We start from the raw sequence: 24,788 nt of genomic DNA, 5'->3' as shown, positions 1-24,788 counted from the left end.
CGAAACCCCCTGAGGGCCGATGTGAGTGGTCCACTATGGCGGGCGTTACGCCCTATCCCAAGGCAAGGGACCCCGATGAGACTGACCGACATATCGCTGAACTGGCTGCTTCCAGGCGCCGTTCTGCTCCTGGGCCTGCTGGCGGCGGTGGCGGTGCTGGCACGCGGCAAGCGGTCCGGGGACGGCACGAGCAGCGACGACTCGTGGGAGCGCACCGAGGAGCGCCGCAGGCGCAAGGAGGCCGTCTACGGCACGGCCTCCTACATCCTGCTGTTCTGCTGTGCCGCCGTCGCGGCGGCACTCTCCTTCCACGGCCTGGTCGGCTTCGGCCAGCAGAACCTCGGCCTCTCCGGCGGCTGGGAGTACCTCGTCCCGTTCGGCCTGGACGGGGCGGCGATGTTCTGTTCCGTCCTCGCCGTGCGCGAGGCCAGCCACGGTGACGCGGCGCTCGGCTCCCGCATACTCGTGTGGACCTTCGCCGGCGCCGCGGCCTGGTTCAACTGGGTGCACGCGCCCCGGGGCGTGGACCACGCCGGCGCTCCGCAGTTCTTCGCGGGAATGTCCCTGTCGGCCGCCGTCCTGTTCGACCGGGCTCTGAAGCAGACCCGCCGGGCCGCCCTGCGCGAGCAGGGCCTGGTGCCGCGTCCGCTGCCGCAGATCCGTATGGTCCGCTGGCTGCGCGCCCCCCGTGAGACGTACAGCGCGTGGTCGCTGATGCTCCTGGAGAACGTCCGGTCCCTGGACGAGGCCGTGGACGAGGTCCGCGAGGACCGGCGCCAGAAGGAGCAGGAACGGCTGCGCCGCCGCAACGAGGAGCGGGTGGAGCGGGCGCACCTCAAGGCGCTCAGCCGTGGCCACCGCGGCATCCCCGGACGCGGCGACGCCCGGGAACTGGAGACCACGACCGTGGAGCGGGCACCCGCGGGCACCTCCACGGAGCCCGCCATATCCACCGCGGAGCAGCTGCCCGTACGATCGCGGCCCTCCCTCACCCCCGTCCGCAAGAGCACTGAGCCGATCACCGTCGACCTCACCACGGAGGACGACACGATGGCCCTGCCCCGGCTCGACTCCCTGGAGCGCAAGCTCAAGGATCTTGAACAGCAGTTCGGCTGAAGCACGCGCCCCGGACACGACGACGGCGACGCGGTGTTCCTACACCGCGTCGCCGTTCAGTTCGAACCACACCGCTTTGCCCACCCCGTGCGACCGTACGCCCCACGCGTCCGCCAGGGACTGGACGAGGACGAGGCCTCTGCCGTGCGTACCGTCGTCGGCGTCCGGTACGCACATCCTGGGCCCGCTTCCCACGAAGTCCCGGACCTCCACGCGCAGTCCGCACGGTCCGATCGTCGCGGTCAGGACGGCGTCGTCGTCCGTGTGGACCAGCGCGTTGGTGACGAGCTCACTGGTCAGGAGCTCCGCCGTCTCGGCACTGCCCTGTTTCCCCCAGTGGCGTAAGTGCTCCCTCAGCGCCCTGCGCGCCTCGGGCACCGCCCGCAGATCCGCCTTGCCCAGCCGGCGCCGTAACTGCGCGCCGTCCGTCTCCTCCGCCGCCCCCTCGGACGCTTCCTCCACCGGACCGGTGGAGAGGGCCCCCTTGGTCATGGGACCGCCTCCTGGTGCCTGCCGCTTCATGACCCCCGCCTGCGTGCCGATGTCGGGTCCCCTCTGCTCGAACACGTTCACGGGATCCATGCCCTCATCGGGAACGTGACAGTCATGTCGAATCATCAACCAGGTGCCGTACGGCCACGGGTGCGTGACGCCCGCGCGGGGAAGTGAAGGCTTCGACAGTGCCGTCCGAGCACCGAGGAGCAGCCGTGCACGACGACCGTTCGCTGGTGGAGGCCCGTCTGGAGCGCGCGCTGCGCCAGTTCCTGCGCCCCGCCCGGTACGGGGACCGGGTGCCGCTCACACTCTCCGTCTGGCACGTGCCGGGCGAGCCGGTGCCCGTCGGGCAGGCGCTCCAGGCCGCCTACGAGCCCTTCACGACCGGCACGGTCTGGGGAAAACCCTGGTCGACGAGCTGGTTCCGCGTCGAGGGCCGGGTGCCCGAGGAATGGGCGGGCCGCCGGGTGGAGGTGGTGATCGACCCCGGGTTCACCGGGGACGGGCCCGGTTTCCAGGCGGAGGGGCTGCTGTACGACGCCACGGGCGTCCCCCTCAAGGGCGTCCACCCGCGCAACCGCCACCTGACGGTCGGGGCACCGGCGCGGGGAGGCGAGGCGGTGCACCTGCTGCTGGAGGCGGCGGCGAACCCCGCCGTCCTGCGCGGCTTCGAGCCCACGCGTCTGGGAGACGTGCTGACCGCCGGAGATGGGCCGATCTACCGATTCGCGGCTGCCGATCTCGCCGTACTGGACGAGGACGTGTGGCATCTGGTCCTCGACGCCGAGGTCCTCTCCGAGCTGATGCACGAACTGGATCCGCAGCGGCCACGACGGCACGAGATCCTGCGGGCCCTGGAGGACATGCTCGACGCCCTCGATCTGCACGACGTGCCCGGCACGGCCGCGGCGGCACGGGCCGAGCTGGCGGAGGTGCTGTCGCGGCCCGCGGCGGCCAGCGCGCACCGCGTCTCGGCGACCGGACACGCGCACATCGACTCGGCGTGGCTGTGGCCGCTGCGCGAGACGGTCCGCAAGGCCTCCCGGACCTTCGCCAACGTCACCGCGCTCGCCCTGGACTACCCGGAGCTGGTCTTCGCCTGCTCCCAGGCCCAGCAGTACGCCTGGGTCCAGGAGCACCAGCCGCACATCTGGGAGCGTATCAAGAAGGCTGTCCAGGAGGGCAATTGGGCTCCGGTGGGGTCGATGTGGGTGGAGTCGGACGCCAACATGCCCGGCGGCGAGGCGCTGGCCCGGCAGATCGTGCACGGCAAGCGCTTCTTCCGGGAGGAACTGGGCGTCGAGACCGAGGAGATCTGGCTGCCGGACTCCTTCGGCTACACGGCCGCCTTCCCGCAACTGGCGAAGCTCGCCGGCGTCCGCTGGTTCCTCACCCAGAAGCTGAGCTGGAACCAGAGCAACAAGATGCCCCACCACACCTTCTGGTGGGAGGGCATCGACGGCACCCGGGTCTTCACCCACTTCCCGCCCGTGGACACCTACAACTCGCAGTTCCACGGCCGTGAACTCGCCCACGCGGAAAGCAACTTCGCGGAGAAGGGGCGGGCGACCCGCTCCCTCGTCCCGTTCGGCTGGGGCGACGGCGGGGGCGGCCCGACCCGCGAGATGCTGGAGAAGGCCCGCCGGCTGCGGTCCCTGGAGGGCTCGCCCACGGTCCGCGTCGAGAAGCCCGAGGCGTTCTTCGCCGCCGCCGAGGAGGAGTACGGGGCCCACGCGCCGGTGTGGTCCGGCGAGCTGTACCTGGAGCTGCACCGGGCCACCTACACCACCCAGGCCAAGACCAAGCAGGGCAACCGCCGCTCCGAACACGCCCTGCGCGAAGCCGAGTTGTGGTGCGCCACGGCCGCCGTGCGCGATCCGTCGTACGCCTACCCGTACGACGACCTGGACCGGATCTGGAAGACCGTGCTGCTGCACCAGTTCCACGACATCCTGCCCGGCTCCTCGATCGCCTGGGTGCACCGGGAGGCACGCGAGACGTACGCGCGGGTGCTCGCCGAGCTGGAGGAGATCACCGCGGAGGCGGTACGGGCCCTGGGGCCCGGCGTGCCGGCGGTGCTGAACGCCTCGCCGTACGAGCGGACCGAAGTGGTGGGGGACGAGGTGGTGACCGTGCCGGGGCTGGGCACCGCCGCCGTCCCGGCCGGCCCTGGCCCCACCGTGCGGACCGAACGGCACGACGGCCCCACCGTGCGGACCGAGCAGCGTGACGGCGCCTTCGTACTGGACAACGGCCTGCTGCGCGTGCGGATCGACACCGACGGGCTGCTGGCCTCCGTACGGGACCTCGCGCACGGCCGGGAAGTGCTGTGCGGCCGGGGCAATCTGCTCCAGCTCCACCCCGACCACCCCAACGCCTGGGACGCCTGGGACATCGACCGGCACTACCGGCGCACCCACACGGACCTCACGTCCGCCGAGTCGGTGGAACTGGTGGAGAGCGGGCCGCTGCGGGCGGCCGTGCGCGTCACCCGGGCCTTCGGCTCCTCCCGGATCGTCCAGGAGATCCGGCTGACGGCCGCGGGCCGACGGCTGGACATCGTGACCGACATCGACTGGCAGGAGTCGGAGAAGGTCCTCAAGGCCGCCTTCCCGCTCGACGTCCAGGCCGAACGGTCCGCCGCCGAGATCCAGTTCGGGCACGTCCACCGCCCCACCCACGCCAACACCGGCTGGGACGCGGCCCGTTTCGAGATCTGCGCCCACCGCTGGCTGCGGGTCGCGGAGGAGTCGTACGGGGTCGCGGTGCTCAACGACTCGACGTACGGCCACGACGTGACCCGTACGCCGCACGCCGACGGCCTCGGCACCACCGTACGGCTGACCCTGCTGCGCGCCCCGCACAGCCCGGACCCGGAGACCGATCTCGGCACGCACCGGTTCACGTACGCGCTGCTGCCGGGGGCCGGTGCCGGGGACGCCGTGGCGGAGGGGCTCGCGCTCAATCTGCCGCTGCGCCGGGCGGCGGCACCGGCGCTCGAACCGCTGGTGAGCGTCGACGACCCGGCCGTCACCGTCGAGTCGGTCAAACTCGCGGAGGACCGCAGCGGCGACGTGGTGGTGCGGCTGTACGAGTCACGGGGCGGGCGGGCCCGGGCGAAGGTGACCGCCGGTTTCCCGGTCTCCCGGGCCGAGGTGACCGACCTGCTGGAACGGCCGCTCGGCGAGGCCCCGCCGGAGATCGCGCTGCGGCCGTTCCAGATCCTCACCCTGCGGCTGCGGCCCGCCCGTCCGGACCACGGCGCGGAACTGTGAGGAGTCCGGGCCCGCGACGGTGGAACCATCCCCGGCCCGCCCGCCTCTCCCTAAGAGAGGTGCCTGGGATGCCGTCCTGGGACGAGAAGCGGGAGAAACGTTGTCATCCCAGGACGAGGTCGAGGAATTCGCTGCGACGCTACGGCGCTTGAAGGCGCGCTCCGACCGCAGTTACGCAGCGCTCGCGCGTCACCTGAACATGAACACCTCGACCCTGCACCGGTACTGCGCGGGAGAAGCGGTGCCGCTCGGGTTCGCGCCCGTGGAGCGGTTCGCCACGATGTGCGGGGCGACTCCCGCCGAGCGGGGCGAACTGCACCGGCAGTGGATCCTCGCGGTGGAGGCCCGCCAGGGGGCCCGGACGGCGGGGGCCGAGACCGGCCCGTCCGCCCCGCCGGTCCTGGAGCCGGCACCGTCGAGCCCGTCGGGTCCGGAACCCGCGGCGCCCGGCGCGCCGATGACCACGGAGGCCGCCGGGACGGCCGACGGCACGGGCGGGGTTTTGACGCCGGAGACCGGGCCGGACGCCCCCGAGGCGCTTCCGGCGACCGGCGGGCCGGAGGACGGCCAGACCCTGCCGCCGGTCACGGACCTCGGGCCCGCTCTCGGGGAACGCTCCGCGGAAGGGTCCGCCGCGCGGGCGGGAGCGCCGCGGACCCGCCGGTTCAAGCGCCGCGTCGCGGTCACCGCGGCGGTGGTGACCGTGCTGATCGCCACCCTGGGCAGCCTGTCCGCCCTGCCCTCCGGGCACTCCTCGAAGGACACCGGCGACCGGGTGGCCGTCGCGCCGACCGCGAAGGCGGCGGGCGCGCGGAACGGCTCGGCGACACCGTCCGCGTCCCCCTCGGCCACGCGCGGCCGGCCGTCCGGCTCCCCCACCCCGAGCGCGTCCGTCAGCCGCGACACCTCGCCGAGCCCGTCCACGAGCCCCGCTCCCGAGGCCGTCTCCACCGGGCCTCCCCTCACCTGGACCGTGTACTCCCACCGCTGGGCGGTCGGCTGCGCTCACACCTACGTCATCGACAAGAAGCCGGAGCAGGTACCACCTCCGCCGGCCCCGCAGGACGCCTCCCCGTGGGTGCAGACCCAGAACGGGGTGCACGGCAGCCAGACGCTCGTGGACATCATCGTGCAGGGGCGGACGGACGCGGCCGTCGTCCTGGAGGCGCTGCGGGTCAAGGTCGTCGGACGCTCGGCCCCGCTGAAGGGCACCGCCTACTTGACGGGCGGGGGGTGCGGTGGCGCCATGGGCCCCGGCTCGTTCAAGGTCGATCTGGACAGGGACCAGCCCGTCGCCCGCCCGGTCCCGAGCGATGTCGAAACGGGTCCCAAGATTCTGCGCCCGCCCTTCCAGGTGTCCGTGCGGGAGCCCCAGTACCTGATGGTCGACGCCCAGACCGAGAACTGCGACTGCCGCTGGTACATGGAGCTCGACTGGTCCTCGCGGGGCCGCACCGGAACGATCCGGATCGACGACGAGGGCGCCCCGTTCCACACCACCGGCATCAAGGGCCTGCCGTACTACTGGTACGGGGAGAACGGCTGGACCCCGCTGCCACAAGGAGACCCGATGGAGCCCGGTCGCCGGATGAGCGAGCTCGACGACACCCCCCGCTCCTGAGGCCGGGGTGCGTCGCGCGGGCCGGAGCGGGCCGTGCGCGCACCTCTCCGTGGTCCCCGAAGCCCCGGGTCCGGCGGGTGCCCTTTCGGTTCTCCCGGCCGGTCCCCCGGTTCCGTGCATCCGCACCGCGCGCGGTCACACCTCCCACACGGCGGCGGCCGTCCGGTCGTCGGCGTACCCCTTGACCCGCACCGAGACGTCCGCGAGGAACGCGGCGAGGCCGGGCGGTTCACCGGCCGACCACCGTGTCATCAGGTGCTCGGACACCTCGGGTTCGCCGCGCAGCGGCTCCGCGAGGCCGCCCGTGCACAGCAGGAGCGTGTCACCCGGGCGGGCTACGGAGGCCCGGAACCGGAAGGGGGCGTGCGGGGGCCGCGGGGCGGGTTCGTACGGGCTCGGTGGCGTCGTGATGCCCAGGTCCATGGTGAGCCGGTCGCCCTCGGGGGTCTCGTGGGGCGGTGACCCGAAGCCGACGACGGCCTCCCCCGTCGCCTCGGAGACCCGCGGTTCGATGTCCTGCCACTCGCCGTCCCGCAGCCGGAACAGACCGCCCGCTCCGACGCCGAAGAAGACCCGCGTACGGCACTGGGGATCGGCGGGCAGCAGCAGACAGCGCAGGCCCGCGGTGTACTCCTCCGGTTCGACGCCCTGCTCCGCCGCGCTGGCCCGCAGTCTGCCGAGGCTGCGGGCGATGAGCCGGTGCAGTCCCGACTTCAGCTCGCCGCGCCGGGCGGCCCTGATGTCGTCGGCGAGCCGTTCGTGGCTGCGTCCGACGGCCTGCCCGATCAGCCGGCACGCCTCCGCCGCGGCCCGGTGCGCGCCCGAGGTGGCGCGCGCGCCGGTCGCCATCGCCACCAGGACGAGCGCCTGCTCGCCCGTTCCGAACCGGGCGGTGAGCAGCGCGTCCCGGCGCGGCTCGCCGCGGTAGCGCGCGGAGTCCCCGCGGAGGGACACGGCCCGCAGGGTGCTCGTCCCGTACCGGGCGCCGTCCAGCACGGTGTCGGCGACCAGGTCGTCGAGTTCGTCGGGCTCCGCGGCCGGCAGCGCGGTCGGTTCGGGGTCGTAGGTGGGCGGGCCCGAACCGACGTGGCCGGCGGGGGGCGGGGGCTCGACGACGGAGAGGACCGTCTCCCGGGGCTCGTCCGCGGGCAGGTCTCCGGGGGCCGGATCGGGGGGTGGCGTCCGGAAGCCCCCGGTGGTGCTGGGCAGCGCCTCCGCCGGCGGCCCGGGGGCCGCCGCGCGCGGGGGTGCTGCGGGAGCCGACGCGGGTTTCGGCGGCACGTCCGACGGCGCCCTCGACGCGGGCACCCGCTCGGCGGGAGGCTCCGGGGGCGGGTCGTTCCGGGCCTCCCGGGAGGTGTGCGGGCCGGGGTCCTGCGCGGTGAAGCCCGGCGGTTTCGGGCCGGGCGGCAGCGCCGAGGGGGCCACCGGTGCGGGGCCGGAGCCCGGGAGCTCCCAGGACGGGGGATCCCAGGCAGTGGGCTCCCACGGGGTGGGCTCCCAGGAGGCGGGCTCCGACGGGGGCGTCTCGCGGCCGGGCGGACCGATGTCCGCGCCGGGCCCCCGCACCGGGCCCCGCTCCCAGCGGCCCGGCCGGGACACCGGCCCGTCGGAGGGCGTCTCGTCGGACGGGTTCGCGCCCGGCCGGTCGGCGGAGGCCGGAGCGCCCTGGTGCCGCTCCGGTCCGGCGGGCGGCGGCTGCTGCTGCGTGGGCGGCCGCCCGCCCGGCTCGGGGGACGAGGGATCCGGCGCGGTGGGAGGCCGCTCGGGGCGCTGCGGGCCGTCGGGCCCACGGTCGCCGGGCCGCCGGGGGGACCCGCGCCCCGGACCGGACGCCGCCTCCGGCGCGGACCTCGGATCCGGGGCGGACCTGGCGTCCGCCGCCGCGTGCCGCCGCCCCGCCCCGGGCAGCGCCCCGGAGGTGGGTGTCCGGCCCGGCTCGGGCAGACCGGAGGTGGGCGTACGGCCCGGCGCATACGGATCCTCGTACGTGGGCCTCCGCCCCGGCCCGGGCGGGACGTCCGGCGGGGGTGTCCGGCCCGGCGTGGGCGGTGTCTCCGGCGCGGTTCTCCGTGGCGGTGTGGGCCGGGTGTCGGACAGGGGCTTTCGTTCCGGGGTGGCCCGGGCGGCCGGCCCCGTGCCGAGTCCGTCTCCGAGCGTCCCCGACGCCGAGGCGAACCGGTCGTCGAGGGAATCGGCCACGGCCGCGGGTCCCGTGTCCTCGGTGGAGTCGTCGTACAACTGCCGCCACCAGTCGTCCTCGTGACCGGTCGGCTTCTCCCCCTGCTGGCTCATGCTCCCGATTGTCCACCGAGACACCGGGTTGAAAACGGGGCATCCGGAAAAACCGGCCAAGGCGCGGGCCCCTCGAACGGCGTGCCGAGCAGATGTCGAACAGGAATCCACGCCGGAACATACGAACACCTGACCGCCGGGCGGTCCTGCCGACCGGAACGGCACCTCCCCGCAGGCCCGGCACCTCCCCGCAGGCCCGGCACCTCCCCGCAGGCCCGGCCCCACCGGCCGGAACGGCACTCCCCACGGCCCCGGCCCGACCGGAGGATCACGCACGCCCGTCGGCCCCTCGATGACGTGTGCTTGTCAGAGGGGCGGGGGGTGCGGCGATGATGTGCCGGGGCGGCTTCACGCCGTGGCCTGTTTCCGCCAGGGCACCGCCGGCCGGCCGGAACGCAACCACGGGAGGGCGTCGCCGCATGCTGGGAGCGATAGGTCTGGACGAGACCCACGAAACGGCGTACCGGGCTCTGGTGTCCGTGGGCGCCGCCGAGGTGCCCGATCTCGCACGCCGGCTCACGCTCGGGGAGCACGAGACGGAGCGCGCGCTGCGCAGGCTGGAGCTGCACGGCCTGGCCGCCCGGTCCTCGGCGCGCCCGGGCCGCTGGGTCGCCGTGCCACCCGGGGTCGCCCTCGGCGCCCTGCTCACCCGGCAGCGCCACGAACTGGAGAAGGCGGAGCTGGCGGCCGCGCTGCTGGCCGAGGAGTACCGGGGCGCGGCGGGCGAACCGGCCGCGCACGACCTGGTCGAGATGGTGACCGGCGCCGCGGCGGTCTCCCAGCGCTTCCTGCAGCTCAGGCTCGGCGCCCGCGAGGAGGTGTGCGCGCTGGCCACCGGTACCCCGGCGGTGCTCCCCGGCACGGACGGCGACACCGGGGACCGGGCCGCGGGCCGGGGCGTCGGCCGCCGCGTGGTCGTCGAGCGGTCCGTCCTCGGCCTGCCCGGCGGGATCACCGAGCTGTCCGCCGCGCTCGGCCGCGACGAGCGGGTGCGGGTCGCGGACCGGGTGCCGGCCGAGCTGGTGATCGCCGACCGGGCGCTCGCGATGGTGCCCCTCACCTCGCGCACCGCGGAGCCCGCCGCGCTGGTGGTGCACGCGAGCGGACTCCTGGAACTGCTGTCGGGCCTGTTCGAGTCGGTGTGGCGGGACGCGCTGCCACTGCGGCTGGGCGGCGGGGGCGTGCCGGAGCAGGATCCGGACGGCCCGGACACCACCGACCTGGAGATCCTCTCCCTGCTCCTCGCCGGGCTGACCGACGCGAGCGTCGCCAAACAGCTCGATCTGGGACTCAGGACGGTGCAGCGCCGGGTCAAGCGCCTGATGGAGCTGACCGGCGTGACGACACGGCTGCAGCTCGGCTGGCACGCGTACGAACGCGGCTGGGTGGCACGGAGCTGAACTGCGCCCTCCCGTCCGCTCGGGCAGTCTGGGCAGATGGGAGTGTGGGAACTCCTGCTGGTCGGTGTGGTGATCCTGCTCGGCCTGGTCGGAGTACTGGTGCCCGGTCTGCCGGGGTCGTGGCTCGTCTGGTCCGCCGTGCTGTGGTGGGCGCTGAGCTACCCGCAGACCCTGTCCTGGATCGTCCTGATGGCCTCGACCGCCGTCCTGCTGCTCTCGCAGGCCGTCCGCTGGATGCTGCCGCCGCGACGGCTGCGCGAGAGCGGCGCCACCACCCGAATGGCGGCGTACGCGGGGGGCGGGGCCTTCCTCGGCTTCTTCCTGGTCCCGGTGGTCGGCGCCGTGGCCGGTTTCGTCGGCGGGATCTACCTCAGCGAGCGGATGCGCCTGGGCGGGCACGGCCCGGCGAAGGCCTCGGTGCGGAACGCCATGCGGGCGGGCGGCTGGAGCGTGCTGACGGAACTCTTCGCCTGTCTGCTGATCCTCGGGGCGTGGCTGGGAGCGGTCATCTGGGGCTGAGGGGAGCCGGGGCCGTCAGGGTCCGCAGGTCGATCGCGTCGGCCAGCGCGCGCATGCCGGCGTCGTTGAGGTGCAGGTGGTCCCCGGGGTCGTAGGCGGGAAGGATCCGGCTCGGGCGGTCCGGGTCGCGGACGGCGGCGTCGAGGTCCGCGACCACGTCGAAGATCCGGTGGGTGCGGATGGCGGCGTTGACGGCCTGCCGCACGGCTTCCCGGGCCGGGGTGTACGCGCCATGACCGCCGTACGGGGTGATCGTGCCGCCGACGACCCTGATGCCGCGGGCGTGGGCGCGGCGCACGATCACCCGGTAGGCGTCCTCCAGGGCGCGCGGGTCCGTCTGTTCCGGGGTGCCCTTGATGTCGTTGACGCCCTCCAGCACGATCAGCGCCCGGACGCCCGTGCGGGAGAACACGTCGGCGTCCAGGCGGGCCAGCGCGCTCGGGCCGCGGCCGTCGAGCAGGAGGCGGTTCCCGGAGATCCCCGCGTTGAGGACGCCGGGCCTGCGGTGCGCGGGCAGCCCGCGCAGGCGGGCGGCGAGCCGGTCGGGCCAGCGGCGGTTGGCGTCGAACGAGGAGCCGGTGCCGTCGGTGATCGAGTCGCCGAGCGCGACGACACTGCCCGCGGCCGAAGCGCCGAGCACGTCGACGCCGGTCACGTAGTACCAGCTGGAGACGGTGGTGGTGTAGGCCGCGCCGCTCTCCTGCGCGGTCCGGTCGCCGCCGGGCGCGACGAAGTTGGCCTGGAGCGCGGAGCGGTGGTACGTCGCCGGGCCCGAGTCGGCCGGGGTGTGCACCGAGACCAGCAGGTTGGCGTCGGCGGGGACGGGCAGGGCGACGGGGTCGCTCACCAGGTCCCGGCCGGCGGGGACGGTGACCGACCCGGCTCCGGCGAAGGTGACGGCACGCACGGAACCCGCGACGGCCCGGGGGCTTCCCGGCTCGCCCGGCCGCTGCAACGCCAGGGTCACGGCACCGAGCCGGAGCGGCCGCGTGCCGAGCCGGTTGGACAGCCGGACGCGCGCGGCCGCGCCGCCGACGCTGGTGTGGACGACATTGCGGATCGAGGCGCCGGGCAGCGCGGGCGCGGTGCCCGAGGCCGCGGCCTCCCAGGTCCCCGTCCAGGTCCGGGCCGGTTCCGGGGCGCTTCGGCCGGGCGCGGGCCGTGCTTCGGCGATCGCACCCGCCGAGGTGAGGACGAGGGCGGTGGCCAGGGGGACGAGGAGACGCCGGAACATGATCGCGCGGGACATGGGGCGATCGATTCCCCACCCGCGCGCCCCCGCATCACATCATCACACCGCCGGACGCGCCCGAACGGGACGCCTCAAGCCCTGTAAGGTCCGCGGCCTCGACGTCCGCGGGGACGCGGAACTCCTCACCGGTGCCCATGACCTGGGCCCTCACTTCAGCGAGGAACTGATCCGTGTCCATCCGCGGCGGATCCACAGCTGGGCTCTGGAGGACTGAGCTCCCCCGCCGCCCTCAGATGTCCGACGGCGTAGGAGCGCCAGGGCCGCCAGGTGTCCGGGGCGTCCGTGCCGGGCGGTGCCACGTCCGGGTCGCCGAGGGCCCGGGTGCGGATGACGGCGGCGGTGGCCTCGTCCATTCCGGGCAGCGCGAGCAGTGCCGCCCGGGCCTCTTCGCGGTCCGCGCCCGGGTCGAGCCGCAGGGCGCCGTCGGCGAGCGCCGTGGTCAGCGTGCCGAGCGGGCCGCCCGGTTCCGCCTCCGCGAGGACGGCGGCTTCGGGGAAGAGGTGGGTGAGCGTCTCGCACTCGGCGTCCAGCGTCTTGCCGTACCGCAGCACCAGCCGCCCGGCCTCCGCCTCGCCGACCAGCGCGCGCACCGCCAGCTCGTCCGGATCGGCGGCGCCCGGTGACCGCAGGCCCGGCCGCGCCGCGACCAGCGGGCCCAGCCGCGCGTCCGCTCCCAGCCTCTCGTCGACGGCGTACGGATCGGCGTCGAGGTCGAAGAGCCGCCGCAGCCGCTGCACGGCGGTGGTGAGGTCCCTCAGGTCGGTGAGGTGCAGCCGTGCGTCGAGCCAGCCTCCGGGATGGGCGTCGCCGCCGGGGCCCGGTGCTCCGGCGGTCCGGTCCGCCGCTCCGGTCCGGGGACGGCCCGGACCGGCTCCCGGCCGCTCCTCGACGGCCGCGATCCCCGTGCCGTACGGCAGCCGCAGCGTCCGGCGGTACGTGCGGCGGCCACGGCTGCCGGAGACGGCCTCGACGCCCGGTACCGCCTCGGCGGCCAGCAGGTCGAAGACGGCGGTGGACTGGTAGGGGCCCCGGTGGGCGAGCCGGAGCGGGACGCCCCCGGCGGGGGTGGCCGCGCCGCGGGCGGCGGGAGTGGTGCGCGGCGCCGCGGCACGCAGCCCGCTCGGCGTCGACGCGTAGACCGTGCGGATCGTGTCGTTGAACTGGCGCACGCTGGCGAACCCCGCCGCGAACGCGACCTGTGTGACGGGGAGTTCGGTGGTCTGGAGGAGGATCCGGGCGGTGTGCGCCCGCTGGGCCCTGGCCAGCGCGACCGGACCCGCGCCGACCTCCGCCGTGAGCTGCCGCTGGACCTGGCGGGTGCTGTACCCGAGCCGTGCGGCGAGTCCGCCCACGCCCTCGCGGTCCACCACGCCGTCGCCGATCAGACGCATGGCACGGCCGACGACATCGGCGCGTACGTTCCAGGCCGCGGAGCCCGGCACCGCGTCCGGACGGCATCTGCGGCAGGCCCGGAAACCCGAGCCCTGCGCGGCGGCGGCCGTCGCGTAGAACCGCACGTTGCGCCGCTTGGGCGTCACCGCGGGACAGCTCGGCCGACAGTAGATCCCGGTCGTCCGCACGGCGAAGAAGAACTCCCCGTCGAACCGGGCGTCCCGGCTCCGCACGGCCTCGTACCTGGTGTCCTCGTACCTGGTGTCCTCGTACCTGGTGTCCTCGTACCTGGTGTCCTCGTCGTTCACCCTTCCAGTGTGGCGCGGCCCGGACACCGGGACTGGCGGGAATCGGACACGGCACCGCGGCGGGCGGGGCGGCGGGCCCGGCGGGCGGGCCGGGGTGACGGGCCCGGGGGATCCGGGGCCGTCACCCCTGCCCGACTACCAGCGCCCGCGCTTGGCCTCCATGGCGGCGCGGCCCTCCGCCCCCTTGCGCTTCCAGTCACGGCGGATCTCGGCGCGCACGCGGGCGTCCGTCTTGGCGACGATCCGCTGGTTCTCGCGGAGCAGTTTGCGGTAGCTCTCCAGCCGCCGCTCCGGCAGCTCGCCGGAGTCGACGGCCGCGAGCACCGCGCACCCGGGCTCGGCGACGTGTGCGCAGTCCTGGAAGCGGCAGTCGACGGCGAACTCCTCGATCTCGGAGAACACCTGCCCGACCCCGCTCCCGGCGTCCCACAGTCCCACTCCGCGCAGGCCCGGGGTGTCGATGAGGACACCGCCGCCCGGCAGCACGAGCAGGTTGCGGGTCGTCGTGGTGTGCCGGCCCTTGCCGTCCACGTCACGGATGGCCTGCACGTCCATGACGTCCTCGCCCAGCAGTGCGTTGGCCAGGGTCGACTTGCCGGCGCCGGACTGCCCGAGCAGCACGGCCGTACCGCCGGCGAGCACGGCTTCGAGGACGTCGACCCCCTCGCCCGTCTCGGAGCTGACGGCGAGCACGGGCACCCCGGGCGCGGCGGTCTCCACGTCCTGGACGAGGTGCGCGAGGGTCGCCGCCTCCGGGACCAGGTCGGCCTTGGTGAGGACGACCACGGGCTGCGCGCCGGACTCCCAGGCCAGCGCGAGGAAGCGCTCGACGCGGCCCAGGTCGAGTTCGGCGGCGAGGGAGACGGCCACGACGGCGTGGTCGACGTTGGCCGCGAGGATCTGCCCCTCGGACCGCTTGGAGGACGTCGACCGCACGAACGCGGTACGGCGCGGCAGCAGCGTCCGCACATACCGCGGGTCGCTGCCCTCAGGATCGACAGCGACCCAGTCCCCGGTGCACACGACCTTCATCGGGTCACGGGGAACGACGAACTCGGTGTCGGCACGGACGATGCCGACCGGAGTGGCGACGTCGCACAGACCGCGGTCGACCCGCACGACACGACCGGGCAGGAAGCCCTGCTCGGCATAGGGAGCGAACTCGGCTTCCCAGCCCTCGTCCCAGCCGTAGACGGTGAGAGGGCGCGACGAAACCGAAGGAGAAGAGAGATTCAAGGGAGACCCTTCACAAGGGCGGCCCCGGCGACGCGCACTGCGGCGCGAAGGAAGAAGAGGAAGGTCAGCCGGCGGCCACGGAGGTGGACTTGATGAACTTCTGGATGCGGGCAGCGCCCGTCGCAAAGACAGCCATCGGTCACACCTCCTGGAACTCGCTCGAAGCCCACGCCTCGATGCCGATGCGTGAACTGTATCCGGGGCCCCCTCGGGGCCGTCAATCGAATTAAATCCTGTCCCTGCCGGGGTCCATCGGGGAGCGCGGCTCAGTGGACCGTCGCGCAGCGTCCGCCGTTGAGGGTGAAGGCGTCCGGGGACGTGTTCCCGTCGTGCCAGGTGCCGAGGAAGCCGACGGCGAAGGAACCGCCCGCGGCGACCGACTTGTTGTAGTCGGCGGCGGTCGCGGTCACGACGGAGCCGTCCTGGGAGACCGTGCCGTCCCACATCTGCGTGACCCGCTGGCCGTCGTCGAAGGCCCAGCCGATCTGCCAGGAGCCGAGGGCTTCGGCGGACGTGACGGTGACGGTGGCCTGGAAGCCGTCCGTCCACTGGTCGACGACGTCGTACTTCACCCGGCAGGACGCGGGTTCCTCCGGGGAACCGGAGGGTTTCGTGGACTTCTTGGGTACCGGGGGCCGGGTGGTGGCGTGGTCCGGGGACGACGAGGAGGTGCCCTGGGGTTCGGGATCGGACTTCGAACCGGTGCCGGTGCCGGACTCCACGGGTTCGGGCGAGACCAGCGAACCCTGGGCGCGGCTGGTCGCCGACGGGGACGGCACGCCCGGGTCGGCCACCGGCCGGCGGTCGGCCGCGTCGCCGCGCGCGGAGAGGGGCTCGTCGTTCCCGGCGCCGAACGGCATGAGGGAGACGGTGAGGGCGAGGCCGGAGACGATGACGGCGGCGACCAGCAGTCCGGTGCGGCCGATCCGGGGCGCGGCCTCCTTCATCTCGGCGAGTCCGGTGTCCGCCGCGGCGTCCGTGCGCCCACCGCCCAGCCCCGCCTCGGCGGCGCGGCGCCTGCGTTCCAGATAGGCGAGACCGCCCCAGCCGATGACCCCGCCGGCGAGCGCGGCGGGCAGTCCGCCGCCGTGCAGCCGCAGACAGGCCGCGGCCTCCGCGCACTCCACGCACCGGGCGAGGTGCTGCGAGAGGTCATCGGGCGTCCCGGCGCCCGGCGAGCGGGTGACCGCGTCGAGGAGCCGGGCGTAGCTGCGGCAGTCTGCGTCCATCGGTGTGTCGAGGTGGTTGCGGTGGCACCGGTCCCTGAACAGGGTCCGTACCTGGCCGAGTTCCTCGGCGGCCGCCACCGGGTCGAGGCCGAGCCGCCGGGCCACCGCGGGCAGCGGCAGCGCCTCCACCTCGACCAGCCACAGCAGGGCCGCGTCGGCTTCCTGAAGGTCCCTCAGGCCGCGCAGTGCGACCGGGCGGTGCAGCGGGGGCCCCGTGTAGCGGGCGGCCTTCTCGGAGTTGAGCCACAGCCTGAGGTCCGGGTCCAGCCGGTGCCCCTGACCGTGCGCCTCCCAGGCGGCGGTGGTGGTGCGAACCGCGTTCAGCAGCAGGGGAATCCGGGGCAGGCCGGGGCTTCTGCGCCCGGTGGTCCTCTTACGGTCCTCGGCCGAGCGCGCCTCCTGGATGCCGTGGGTGAACGCCTCGGTGGCGAGCTGGGTGGCCGCGGCGGAACCCGACGTGCACAGATCGGCGTACGACAGGACGGCGTCCCAGCATTCCGAGAACAGTGCGGCCTCGGCGGCGTCCTGGGGGGTCGGCAGGTCTGACATGGGGGCTCCTGCATCCACTGCTTACGCGTGCAACGTCACACAACGCCCAACTTTGGTGTTTTCGTGGGGGAGTTGGGGTTGCCTCAACAACGGGCCAGAGCCTTTCACGGTTCTGACACAACTGACAAGCCGCGTAGTCACATCATGCGGTCGCGTGATCACAGGGGGCCGCGGCGCTCCCGGCGGCCGCGTGACTCCGGCCGCCGGGAGCGCCGATCACACCTGGGAGGCCGCCTCCTTCGCGGGCAGGCTGTCCATGAAGGAGCTGACGGAGAAGACCGCGCGACCCGGGCCGGGCTCTCCGTAGCCGGGCGGCGAGGTGAGCCCGAAGTCGTCCATCGTGGCGCGGTAGGCCTCCAGCAGACGGATGTGGTACTCCAGCGGCGCGCCCTGCGGGTTCGCCTTGCCGAGCGGGGTGGTCGGCTCAGGACACCAGGTGGTGAAGCGGGGCGTGATGCCGTGCGACATGAAGAACCGCAGGCCCTCGGTGGTCGAGGCAATGGCCTCGTCGACGCTCGTGAAGCCGAAGGGCTCGGCCATCTCCACGCCCGCGACGAAGTTCGGGATCACGTTGCGCGCGCCGAAGATCTCGGCGGAGTCGAGGATGCGCCTGTGCCACTCGTCCCGGCCGACGTAACGCTCCTTGCCGGGGCAGTACAGCTCGAACAGCCGGCGGTCCCACACCTCGTAGTTCGGGTGGTAGATCTGCACGCCGTAGTCCTTGAACCGCTGCACGTCGTCGCGCGGCAGCGCCTGGGCCACCACCTTGCCGATCCAGCGTCCGGGGAACCTCTCCTCGATGGCCTTGGCGTAGTGGCCGTAGAAGTCGGCCTCGTCGCGTCCGGCCACGGTCTTGGTGATCGCGCCGCCGGTGAGCGTGTACGCCGTCGACGCCTTCGCGGTGTCGTACCGGTCGATGATCTCCAGGGCCTCCAAGACCTCCTCGACGTCCTTCACCCCGGTGTAGGGGCGGCCCGCCGCCTTGTGCTGGCGCCAGTTGTGGTTGATGTCGCAGTACTGGCACTCCTCCTTGGCGCCGAAGTACTGGCAGACGCGGAAGACGGTGAGGTAGATCAGGTAACCCCACTGGATGGTCGGGGCCACCTCCATCACGGACTTCCCGTTGGAGAGGGTGTGCCGGTAGTACTCGGGCATCGGCGGCACCCCGACGTCGGAGATCCGCTTCCCGTCGAGGTAGAGCCCTAGGACGCCCTCGTCGTCGGCGGCGACGCGGTAGGGCGAGGCGGGATTGACGCGCACGGACACGACGGTGCGGCGCAGGTCGTACGGGCCTCCGGTGAGGATGATCTCCTCGGGCGGGCGGCGGAGCGCGGCCTCGCCCAGCTCGGGCAGGGTGCCGTGGTCGAAGGAGAAGATGAAGTACGACTTCGGTTTGACCTCGCCGCTCTCGTTGTCGCTGAGCGCGGACGCGTCGAAGGCCACGCCCCCGCGCAGCAGGTCCTCCTTGATGACGGCTTCCCGCGGCACGTGCGGGAACCGCTCCATCAGATCCTCGACCAGCGCGGTGCGGCTGCCCATCCCGTTCTCCTCGCTCCCGACCTGCTTCGTCTGTCGTGTTCGACTCCTCACGGTATGCCTCCGCCCGGACATCGGCCGTGCCGGGTCCCCCGTGCCGCGCGGGGCCGCCGCGGCACGGGATCTCGTTTGCCCCGTCCGGACGCCGCTGCGAGAGTCGTCACCATGCCTTCCTTCACCGCGTACGACGGGACCGAGCTGGCCTTCGGCACCATGGGGGACGGCCCGCCCCTGGTGTGCCTGCCCGGCGGACCGATGCAGGACAGCGACTACCTCGGGAACCTGGGCGGGTTGTCCGCGCACCGGCGGCTGGTCCTGATGGACCCGCGCGGGACCGGCGGGTCGGCGGTCCCGGCGGACCCCGCCTCCTACCGCTGCGACCGGCTGGTCGACGACGTCGAGGCCCTGCGCGAACGTCTCGGCCTCGACCGGATGGACCTGCTCGCGCACTCCGCCGGGACGAATCTGGCCGTGCTCCACGCGCAGCGCCACCCGGAGCGCGTCGGGCGCCTCGCGCTGATCACCCCGAGCGTCTTCGCCCTCGGGATCGAGATCGCTCCGGAGGTCAGACGGGCGACGGCACTGCTCCGCAAGGACGAGCCGTGGTTCCCGGAAGCGTTCGCGGCCCTTGAGGCGATCGTCGCCGGAAAGGGGGACGCCGACGCGTTCCGCGCCATCGCCCCTTTCTGGTACAGCCGTTGGGACGAGGCCGCGCGGGCGCACCGGGACGCGGAGGACGGGCACAGGAACCAGGAGGCCGCGGCCCGCTTCTCCGACGGCGCCTTCGACCCGGAGGCCACCCGGGCGGCTCTGGCCAGTCTGGAGTCCCCGGTGCTCGTGCTCGCCGGGGAGGTCGACCTGAACTCCCCGCCCCCGGCGACGGCCCGGGTCGCCGCCCTGTTCCCGCACGCCGAGCTGGTCGTCCAGCCCGGGGCCGGGCACTTCCCGTGGCTCGACGATCCGGCGCGGTTCGTGATGGCGACGGAGGCGTTCCTGGCCCGGCCCGCCGGCTGAAGGCCCGGCCCCTGGCGCCCGCCTCGCCCCCTGGCGGCCGGGCCCTCGGGGTGCGGGCCCCGCCGGGTGGGGCGGGCGGGCTTCCGGATCGGGCCGTGCGGCGGCGGGACCGCGCAGGGCCGACGGTCCGGCGGGCGCGCGAGGCCGACCGCCGGCAGGTCCGTGCGAAGCGGGCCGTCAGGCGCTCCGCTCCAGTTCCTCCGGGTCGATCCGGAACTCCGGCGCCTTCCCGGCCAGCAGGCGTCCGGCTTCCGCCAGCACGGTCAGCCCGAGGCGGGCGACCTCGTTGCCCTGCGAGCCGGCGATGTGGGGTGTGACGAAGGCGTTCGGGAGGTCGTGCAGCGGGGAGTCGGCGGGCAGCGGCTCGGGGTCGGTGACGTCGAGGACCGCGCCGATCCGCTCGGCGCGCAGCGCCTCGATCAGGGCGTCGTGGTCGACCAGGGAGCCGCGGGCGGTGTTGACGAGGACCGATCCGGCGGGCATCAGGGCGAGTTCGCGGCGGCCGATCAGGTGCCGGGTCTTGGGGGTCTGCGGGGCGTGGAGCGTGACGATGTCGCTGCCGGCGAGCAGTTCGTCGAGCGGCAGGAGGGGAACGCCGAGCGCCGCCGCCCCCGCCTCGTCGACGTAGGGATCGGCGAGGCTCACCGACAGGTCGAAGGGGCGGAGCAGTTCGATGAGGCGTCTGCCGATGCGTGAGGCGCCCACGACGCCGACCCGGCGGCCGAAGTTGCCGATGCCGGGCAGGATCTCGCCGTAGGGGAAGGCCCGTTCGGCGCGCAGGCGTTCCCGGTGGGCGAAGACGTCCTTGCCCGCGAGCAGGATCACGGCGAGCGTGTACTCGGCGACGGGCAGCGCGTTGGCGGCGGCGGCCGAGGAGACGACGATGCCGCGCTCCCACACCTCCGGTGTCGCGAAGCCCTTCACCGAACCGGCGGCGTGCAGGACGGCCCGGAGCCTCGGGGCCGCGTCGAGCGTGTCCGCGTCGAGCGGGGGACACCCCCAGCCGGTGATCAGGACCTCGGTGTCGGCGAGACGGGCCCGGATCCGCGGATCGGTGAAGTCGCCCGCCACCGGGTCGAGTTCGATGTCCAGCAGTTCGCGCAGCCGGGCGAGGGTGTCCGGAGGGAAGATCCGTGGCACGTTCTCGGGGATCATGGCGAACATCGCCACGGGCCGCTCGAACGGTCTCGCCACGGGACGCTCGGGCAAGGACGTGGCCTTCCGGTTCGGTGACACCGACGACAGCAACCGCTCTCCACGGTAGGCCGCGCCACGCGAGAGGGTCAACGACGGGTCTGCCACCTGGGCGGACCCGCGAGGTACGTTCGCCGGGTGGTCCCGCACGGGCCACGCACAGCGACTTCCCGGGGAGGTACGGCGGGGATGACTCGGACCCTGACCAACTGGGCCGGCAACATCACGTACGCGGCGAAGGAGCTGCACCGGCCCTCCTCCCTCGACGCGCTGCGCGCCCTGGTCGCGGGCGGCTCCCGCGTCCGGGTCCTGGGCAGCGGGCACTCGTTCAACGAGATCGCCGAACCGGGCGCCGGCGGTGTCCTGCTGTCGCTGTCCGCGCTGCCGCCCGAGCTGGACGTCGACACGAGGGCCCGTACGGTACGGGTCTCGGGCGGCGTCCGGTACGCCGAGCTCGCCCGCCGGGTGCACGGGCACGGACTCGCGCTGCACAACATGGCCTCGCTCCCGCACATCTCGGTGGCGGGATCGGTCGCCACCGGCACCCACGGGTCCGGGGTCACGAACGGGTCGCTCGCCGCCGCCGTGCGCGAGGTCGAGCTGATCACCGCGGACGGCTCCGCCCTGGTGATCGGCCGGGGCGACGAGCGGTTCGGCGGCGCCGTGACCTCACTGGGCGCCCTCGGCGTGGTCACCGCGCTCACCCTCGACCTGGAACCGGACTTCGAGGTGAGCCAGCACGTCTTCACCGAACTCCCTCTGGAGGGACTGGACTTCGAGACGGTCGCGGCATCCGCGTACAGCGTGAGCCTGTTCACCGACTGGGGCCACCCCGGCTTCCGGCAGGTCTGGCTCAAGCGGCGTACGGACCGGCCGTCGCCCGGCTTCCCGTGGGCGGCGCCCGCGACCGAGGCCCTGCATCCGGTGCCGGGCATGCCCGCCCGCAACTGCACCGAGCAGCTCGGGGTTCCGGGACCCTGGCACGAGCGACTGCCGCACTTCCGGGCCGAGTTCACCCCGAGCAGCGGGGCCGAGCTCCAGTCGGAGTACCTGCTGGCACGCCCGGACGCCATGGCGGCGCTGCACGCGCTGGACGCGGTCCGCGGGACGATCGCGCCGGTGCTGCAGATCTGCGAGGTGCGGACGGTGGCCGCCGACGGCCAGTGGCTGAGTCCGGCGTACGGCCGGGACAGCGTGGCGCTGCACTTCACCTGGGTCGCGGACACACGGGCCGTCCTGCCGGTGGTGCGTGTGGTCGAACGGGCCCTGGAGCCGTTCGGGCCCCGGCCGCACTGGGGCAAGGTCTTCACCGTGCCGTCGGCGGTGCTGCGCGAACGGTCGCCGCGGCTGGCGGAGTTCAGGGAGCTGGCCGGCGAACTGGATCCGGCGGGCACCTTCGCCAACACCTTCGTGCGGGACTTCCTCCACCCCGCCCCCTGAGCTTCCTCCACCCCATTTCCTAACCCCTTGTCGAAAGTCCCCGGCGGGTCATAGCCTGGCGCGGCGCAGGGCCCGAGGCGCCCGGCAGCCGGTGCGCCGGAGCGAGGGGAGCCCCCATGAAGCGCGGCACGTCACGCGACATCCGCACAGCGAACCGGTACGAGGTGCTGCGCCAGATCATCGCCGAGTCGCCCACCTCGCGGCAGGAGCTGGCGGCGGCGACCGGGCTCAGCCTGGCCACGGTCGCCACGCTCGTCGGCGAACTGCTCGATCTCGGGATGCTGACCGAGGTCGGGTTCGAGGACTCCGCGGGCGGCCGTCCGCGCGGTCTGGTGGCGGTGAACGCCGCCGGGGGCGCCCTCATCGGGGTCGACATCGCGGAGACGTACGTCCGTGTCGAGCTGTTCGACCTGGCCCTGAAGGTGCTCGCCCGTGCCGACGAGGAGATGCGCCCCGGCGAGAGCCGCCCGGAGCAGGTGGTCGGGCACGTCGCGGCCGCCGTCGGCTCGGTGGTCGACCGGGCCGGGATCGAGGGCGCGCGGGTCCTGGGTGTGGGGGTCAGTGTCCCCGGGCAGGTCGACCGCGACACCGGGACCGCGGAGTACGCGCCCAACTGGGACTGGCACGACGTGCCGCTGCTCGACCTGCTCGCGGAGCACGTCTCCTACCCCCTGTACCTCGACAACCCGCTGCGCGCCTGCGCGGTCGCCGAGTTGTGGTTCGGCGCGGCCCGTGGGCGCGGTGACGCCGTCGTGGTCAATCTGGGCACGGGCGTGGGCGCCGGTCTCGCGCTCGGCGGCGGGCTGCACCGCGGTGTCAGCAACAGCGCCGGCGAGTGGGGCCACACCACCCTCGTGCTGGACGGCCGGCCGTGCCACTGCGGGAACCACGGCTGCGTGGAGACGTACGTCGGCGCTCCCGGGATCATGCTGAACCTGCGGGAGGTGAGCCCCGGGAGCGCGCTGCTGCATCCGGAGGACCAGACGGCCACCGTCGACGCCCTCGCGTCGGGGGTCGCGGCGCAGGACCCGGTGGCCCTCGAGGTCGTGCGCGACACCGCCCGTTATCTCGGCGCCGGGATCTCCGACCTGGTCAACCTGCTCAACCCCGAGGTGGTCGTGCTGAGCAGCTGGGTCGCGGCAGCGCTCGGCGAACCCCTGCTGCGCGAGGTGCGCGGGGCCGTCGCCCGGCACGCGCTGCGGCGTCCGCTCTCGGCCACGGAGATCGTCCTGTCCACCATTCCGACGGACCCCGTCTGCCTGGGCGCCGCCACGTTCGCCCTCGAAGGGACGCTCCGGTCGGTCGGCCGGCGGCAGGCCGGGCGGACCGTCCCCGCCAAGAGCCGCACGGCGCCTCCGGTCTGAGCGCCGGAACCGGTTCCGGCGGCGCGACTCGCGCCAAGTACGTCCGCACGCATGTGATGTGACCGATCGTCAATCGCCGCACCGATGAAACGGAACCCGGGGCGTCCGGTATCCCGAACCTCCGGCAACGCTTCGCGCCGACTTCGTCCGACCCCTTGCCGAAGGATTGTCGGAAGGTTAACGTCCCGCACCGCACGGAGCATTCGAGCCACGACCGCACCCGACCGGCACAGCGCACTCAAACCGCCCACAAGACAAGGACGTCACCATGTCGGCATTGAGCAGCAGCAACTGGGACCGCCGATCCGTACTGCGGGCCGCCGCCGGCCTCGCCGCCCTCGGACCGCTGGCCGCCTGCGGCAGCAACAACGGGCGCTCCGGGGGCGGGGGTTCGGGCGACGAACTGGTGCAGTACTTCCACGCCTACGGCGAGGCGGGCACCGAGCAGGCCATCAAGCGGTACGCGAAGGCCTACGACAAGGCTCGGGTGACCACGCAGTGGATCACCGGCAGCGACTTCGAGAGCAAGCTGTTCGCGACGCTGCTCACCGAGAACGCGCCGGACGTCTTCGAGTTCCACCCGCAGATCCAGCTCGTCAGGAGCGGCCAGGTGGCGGACCTGAGCGACATCGTCGACCCGGTGAAGGACGACTTCAACCCGGCCGACATCGCCTCGCACACCGTCGACGGGAAGATCTACGGCGTCCGCATGATCGACGATCCGCAGTTCTTCTTCTACCGGCCCTCCCTGCTGGAGAAGGCGGGACTGAAGGTGCCGGCCACGCTCGACGAACTCATCGAGGCCGCTGCGAAGTTGACGACCGACAAGGTCAAGGGCCTGTTCATCGGCAACGACCTGCACGCCGTCATCAACCCGATGATCTGGTCCGCGGGCGCCGACACCCTCGACGAGAAGAACCGGATCGCCTATCACACCGAGGGGGTCAAGGAGGGGCTGAGGAAGATGCGGAGCCTGTTCACCAGCGGCCACCTGCTCCTCGACGCCCCGGCCGACTACTGGGACCCGTCGGCGATCAACCAGGGCCTGTGCGCGATCCAGTTCTGCGGGATGTGGGCGATGCCCCAGATGCAGAAGGCGCTCGGCGACGACATCGGCGTCTTCCCCTTCCCGAAGGTCACCGACTCGGGCGAGCCGTCGGTCTACAACGGCGGCTGGTCGATGTTCGTCAACGCCAAGGGCAGGCACGTCGACCTGGCCAAGGAGTACGTGAAGTGGCTCTGGATCGACCAGAAGAAGTACCAGGAGGACTGGTCGCTGTCGTACGGCTTCCACATCCCGCCGCGTTCCTCGCTCGCCGCGTCCGCCGCCAAGCTGAAGTCGGGGCTTCCGGCGGAAGGCGTCGAACTCTTCGGGAAGTACGGGCACTTCGACAACATCGGCTGGACCCAGTCCATGATCACCGCGCTTGAGGACGTCTTCGCCGACTGCGTCCGCAAGGGCGGCGACCCGGAGGCCGCGCTCGACAAGGCGGACACGACCGTGAACCGCGAGCTCAAGAAGCTCTTCGGATAGGGCGGCGGACGGACCCCCG

The 24,788-nt window shown here is 73.5% G+C and carries 17 protein-coding genes and 1 pseudogene; 10 read left to right on the top strand and 8 right to left on the bottom strand.

Going from position 1 to position 24,788, the window contains the following annotated elements; genetic code table 11:
- Nucleotides 1–75: 75 nt before the first annotated feature.
- Nucleotides 76–1,116, top strand: coding sequence for a DUF2637 domain-containing protein (locus ACFW6B_RS16385; protein ID WP_386596407.1), 1,041 nt, complete (start codon nucleotides 76–78; stop codon nucleotides 1,114–1,116).
- A gap of 39 nt (nucleotides 1,117–1,155) precedes the next feature.
- Here the strand turns inward: ACFW6B_RS16385 and ACFW6B_RS16380 are convergent, their stop codons facing one another.
- A complete protein-coding gene (locus tag ACFW6B_RS16380) occupies nucleotides 1,156–1,608 on the bottom strand; it encodes an ATP-binding protein (RefSeq protein WP_386596405.1) in 453 nt (150 codons plus the stop codon).
- 215 nt (nucleotides 1,609–1,823) lie between these two features.
- On the opposite strand from ACFW6B_RS16380, the gene ACFW6B_RS16375 reads away from it, so the two are divergent.
- Together ACFW6B_RS16375 and ACFW6B_RS16370 are read left to right on the top strand one after the other, a co-directional pair.
- Complete coding sequence (locus ACFW6B_RS16375) at nucleotides 1,824–4,886, top strand: alpha-mannosidase (RefSeq protein ID WP_386596403.1); 3,063 nt, start codon at nucleotides 1,824–1,826, stop codon at nucleotides 4,884–4,886.
- A gap of 148 nt (nucleotides 4,887–5,034) precedes the next feature.
- Nucleotides 5,035–6,507 carry a helix-turn-helix domain-containing protein gene (locus ACFW6B_RS16370; protein WP_386596401.1) on the top strand — a complete coding sequence of 491 codons (1,473 nt, stop codon included), beginning with the start codon at nucleotides 5,035–5,037 and terminating at the stop codon, nucleotides 6,505–6,507.
- 135 nt (nucleotides 6,508–6,642) lie between these two features.
- Here ACFW6B_RS16370 and ACFW6B_RS16365 read toward each other — a convergent pair whose 3' ends face one another.
- Nucleotides 6,643–8,802, bottom strand: coding sequence for a protein phosphatase 2C domain-containing protein (locus tag ACFW6B_RS16365; RefSeq protein ID WP_386596399.1), 2,160 nt, complete (start codon nucleotides 8,800–8,802; stop codon nucleotides 6,643–6,645).
- Nucleotides 8,803–9,221: 419 nt separating this feature from the next.
- Between ACFW6B_RS16365 and ACFW6B_RS16360 the strand changes: the two genes are divergently transcribed.
- Complete coding sequence (locus tag ACFW6B_RS16360) at nucleotides 9,222–10,202, top strand: helix-turn-helix domain-containing protein (protein WP_386596397.1); 981 nt, start codon at nucleotides 9,222–9,224, stop codon at nucleotides 10,200–10,202.
- Nucleotides 10,203–10,238: 36 nt separating this feature from the next.
- Nucleotides 10,239–10,721 (top strand): DUF456 domain-containing protein, encoded by a 483-nt coding sequence (locus ACFW6B_RS16355; RefSeq protein ID WP_386596395.1) that lies wholly within the window; start codon nucleotides 10,239–10,241, stop codon nucleotides 10,719–10,721.
- Here the strand turns inward: ACFW6B_RS16355 and ACFW6B_RS16350 are convergent.
- On the bottom strand, nucleotides 10,708–11,970 hold the full coding sequence (locus ACFW6B_RS16350) for an SGNH/GDSL hydrolase family protein (protein ID WP_386596393.1): 1,263 nt from the start codon (nucleotides 11,968–11,970) through the stop codon (nucleotides 10,708–10,710). The genes ACFW6B_RS16355 and ACFW6B_RS16350 overlap by 14 nt on opposite strands.
- A 73-nt stretch (nucleotides 11,971–12,043) precedes the next feature.
- Between ACFW6B_RS16350 and ACFW6B_RS16345 the strand changes: the two are divergent.
- Nucleotides 12,044–12,187 (top strand): annotated as a pseudogene (locus ACFW6B_RS16345) (PPOX class F420-dependent oxidoreductase); the annotation flags it as partial.
- On the opposite strand, the gene ACFW6B_RS16340 reads toward ACFW6B_RS16345, so the two are convergent.
- The 4 genes from ACFW6B_RS16340 to ACFW6B_RS16325 all read right to left on the bottom strand — a co-directional run bounded on the left by ACFW6B_RS16340 (nucleotide 12,126) and on the right by ACFW6B_RS16325 (nucleotide 18,226).
- Nucleotides 12,126–13,673 carry a DNA-3-methyladenine glycosylase 2 family protein gene (locus ACFW6B_RS16340; RefSeq protein WP_386596391.1) on the bottom strand — a complete coding sequence of 516 codons (1,548 nt, stop codon included), beginning with the start codon at nucleotides 13,671–13,673 and terminating at the stop codon, nucleotides 12,126–12,128. The pseudogene ACFW6B_RS16345 and the gene ACFW6B_RS16340 overlap by 62 nt on opposite strands.
- 135 nt (nucleotides 13,674–13,808) lie before the next feature.
- Nucleotides 13,809–14,909 carry a ribosome small subunit-dependent GTPase A gene (gene rsgA, locus ACFW6B_RS16335; RefSeq protein WP_386596389.1) on the bottom strand — a complete coding sequence of 367 codons (1,101 nt, stop codon included), beginning with the start codon at nucleotides 14,907–14,909 and terminating at the stop codon, nucleotides 13,809–13,811.
- Nucleotides 14,910–15,175: 266 nt separating this feature from the next.
- Nucleotides 15,176–16,687 (bottom strand): cellulose binding domain-containing protein, encoded by a 1,512-nt coding sequence (locus ACFW6B_RS16330; RefSeq protein WP_386596386.1) that lies wholly within the window; start codon nucleotides 16,685–16,687, stop codon nucleotides 15,176–15,178.
- 216 nt (nucleotides 16,688–16,903) lie between these two features.
- Nucleotides 16,904–18,226: a radical SAM protein gene (locus ACFW6B_RS16325; RefSeq protein WP_386596384.1), complete on the bottom strand. Its 1,323-nt coding sequence runs from the start codon at nucleotides 18,224–18,226 to the stop codon at nucleotides 16,904–16,906.
- A 162-nt stretch (nucleotides 18,227–18,388) separates the two neighbouring features.
- On the opposite strand from ACFW6B_RS16325, the gene ACFW6B_RS16320 reads away from it, so the two are divergent.
- Nucleotides 18,389–19,237 (top strand): alpha/beta fold hydrolase, encoded by an 849-nt coding sequence (locus ACFW6B_RS16320; protein WP_386596381.1) that lies wholly within the window; start codon nucleotides 18,389–18,391, stop codon nucleotides 19,235–19,237.
- 177 nt (nucleotides 19,238–19,414) lie between these two features.
- On the opposite strand, the gene ACFW6B_RS16315 is transcribed toward ACFW6B_RS16320, so the two are convergent.
- The gene (locus ACFW6B_RS16315) at nucleotides 19,415–20,392 is read right to left on the bottom strand and encodes a hydroxyacid dehydrogenase (protein WP_386596379.1); all 978 of its coding nucleotides are present in this window, start codon (nucleotides 20,390–20,392) and stop codon (nucleotides 19,415–19,417) included.
- A gap of 228 nt (nucleotides 20,393–20,620) precedes the next feature.
- On the opposite strand from ACFW6B_RS16315, the gene ACFW6B_RS16310 reads away from it, so the two are divergent.
- The 3 genes from ACFW6B_RS16310 to ACFW6B_RS16300 all read left to right on the top strand — a co-directional run bounded on the left by ACFW6B_RS16310 (nucleotide 20,621) and on the right by ACFW6B_RS16300 (nucleotide 24,769).
- Nucleotides 20,621–21,871 carry an FAD-binding protein gene (locus tag ACFW6B_RS16310; RefSeq protein ID WP_386596376.1) on the top strand — a complete coding sequence of 417 codons (1,251 nt, stop codon included), beginning with the start codon at nucleotides 20,621–20,623 and terminating at the stop codon, nucleotides 21,869–21,871.
- Nucleotides 21,872–21,987: 116 nt separating this feature from the next.
- Nucleotides 21,988–23,235 (top strand): ROK family transcriptional regulator, encoded by a 1,248-nt coding sequence (locus tag ACFW6B_RS16305; RefSeq protein ID WP_386596374.1) that lies wholly within the window; start codon nucleotides 21,988–21,990, stop codon nucleotides 23,233–23,235.
- A gap of 268 nt (nucleotides 23,236–23,503) precedes the next feature.
- Nucleotides 23,504–24,769, top strand: a complete 1,266-nt coding sequence (locus ACFW6B_RS16300) for an ABC transporter substrate-binding protein (protein WP_386596372.1) — start codon at nucleotides 23,504–23,506, stop codon at nucleotides 24,767–24,769.
- Nucleotides 24,770–24,788 lie beyond the last annotated feature (19 nt).

It is taken from the genome of Streptomyces sp. NPDC058751 (assembly GCF_042746485.1).
Taxonomy (GTDB): domain Bacteria; phylum Actinomycetota; class Actinomycetes; order Streptomycetales; family Streptomycetaceae; genus Streptomyces.
Note: the sequence above shows the minus strand (reverse complement) of the source record. Positions and strands in the feature narration are given on the sequence as shown.

Bases quoted from the DNA above. Each gene is read 5' to 3' on its own strand.
- ACFW6B_RS16385 (WP_386596407.1), top strand. From the start codon at position 76: ATGAGACTGACCGACATATCGCTGAACTGGCTGCTTCCAGGCGCCGTT.
- ACFW6B_RS16380 (WP_386596405.1), bottom strand. From the start codon at position 1,608: ATGACCAAGGGGGCCCTCTCCACCGGTCCGGTGGAGGAAGCGTCCGAG.
- ACFW6B_RS16365 (WP_386596399.1), bottom strand. From the start codon at position 8,802: ATGAGCCAGCAGGGGGAGAAGCCGACCGGTCACGAGGACGACTGGTGG.
- ACFW6B_RS16360 (WP_386596397.1), top strand. From the start codon at position 9,222: ATGCTGGGAGCGATAGGTCTGGACGAGACCCACGAAACGGCGTACCGG.
- ACFW6B_RS16355 (WP_386596395.1), top strand. From the start codon at position 10,239: ATGGGAGTGTGGGAACTCCTGCTGGTCGGTGTGGTGATCCTGCTCGGC.
- ACFW6B_RS16350 (WP_386596393.1), bottom strand. From the start codon at position 11,970: ATGTCCCGCGCGATCATGTTCCGGCGTCTCCTCGTCCCCCTGGCCACC.
- ACFW6B_RS16330 (WP_386596386.1), bottom strand. From the start codon at position 16,687: ATGTCAGACCTGCCGACCCCCCAGGACGCCGCCGAGGCCGCACTGTTC.
- ACFW6B_RS16325 (WP_386596384.1), bottom strand. From the start codon at position 18,226: ATGGGCAGCCGCACCGCGCTGGTCGAGGATCTGATGGAGCGGTTCCCG.
- ACFW6B_RS16320 (WP_386596381.1), top strand. From the start codon at position 18,389: ATGCCTTCCTTCACCGCGTACGACGGGACCGAGCTGGCCTTCGGCACC.
- ACFW6B_RS16315 (WP_386596379.1), bottom strand. From the start codon at position 20,392: ATGATCCCCGAGAACGTGCCACGGATCTTCCCTCCGGACACCCTCGCC.
- ACFW6B_RS16310 (WP_386596376.1), top strand. From the start codon at position 20,621: ATGACTCGGACCCTGACCAACTGGGCCGGCAACATCACGTACGCGGCG.
- ACFW6B_RS16305 (WP_386596374.1), top strand. From the start codon at position 21,988: ATGAAGCGCGGCACGTCACGCGACATCCGCACAGCGAACCGGTACGAG.
- ACFW6B_RS16300 (WP_386596372.1), top strand. From the start codon at position 23,504: ATGTCGGCATTGAGCAGCAGCAACTGGGACCGCCGATCCGTACTGCGG.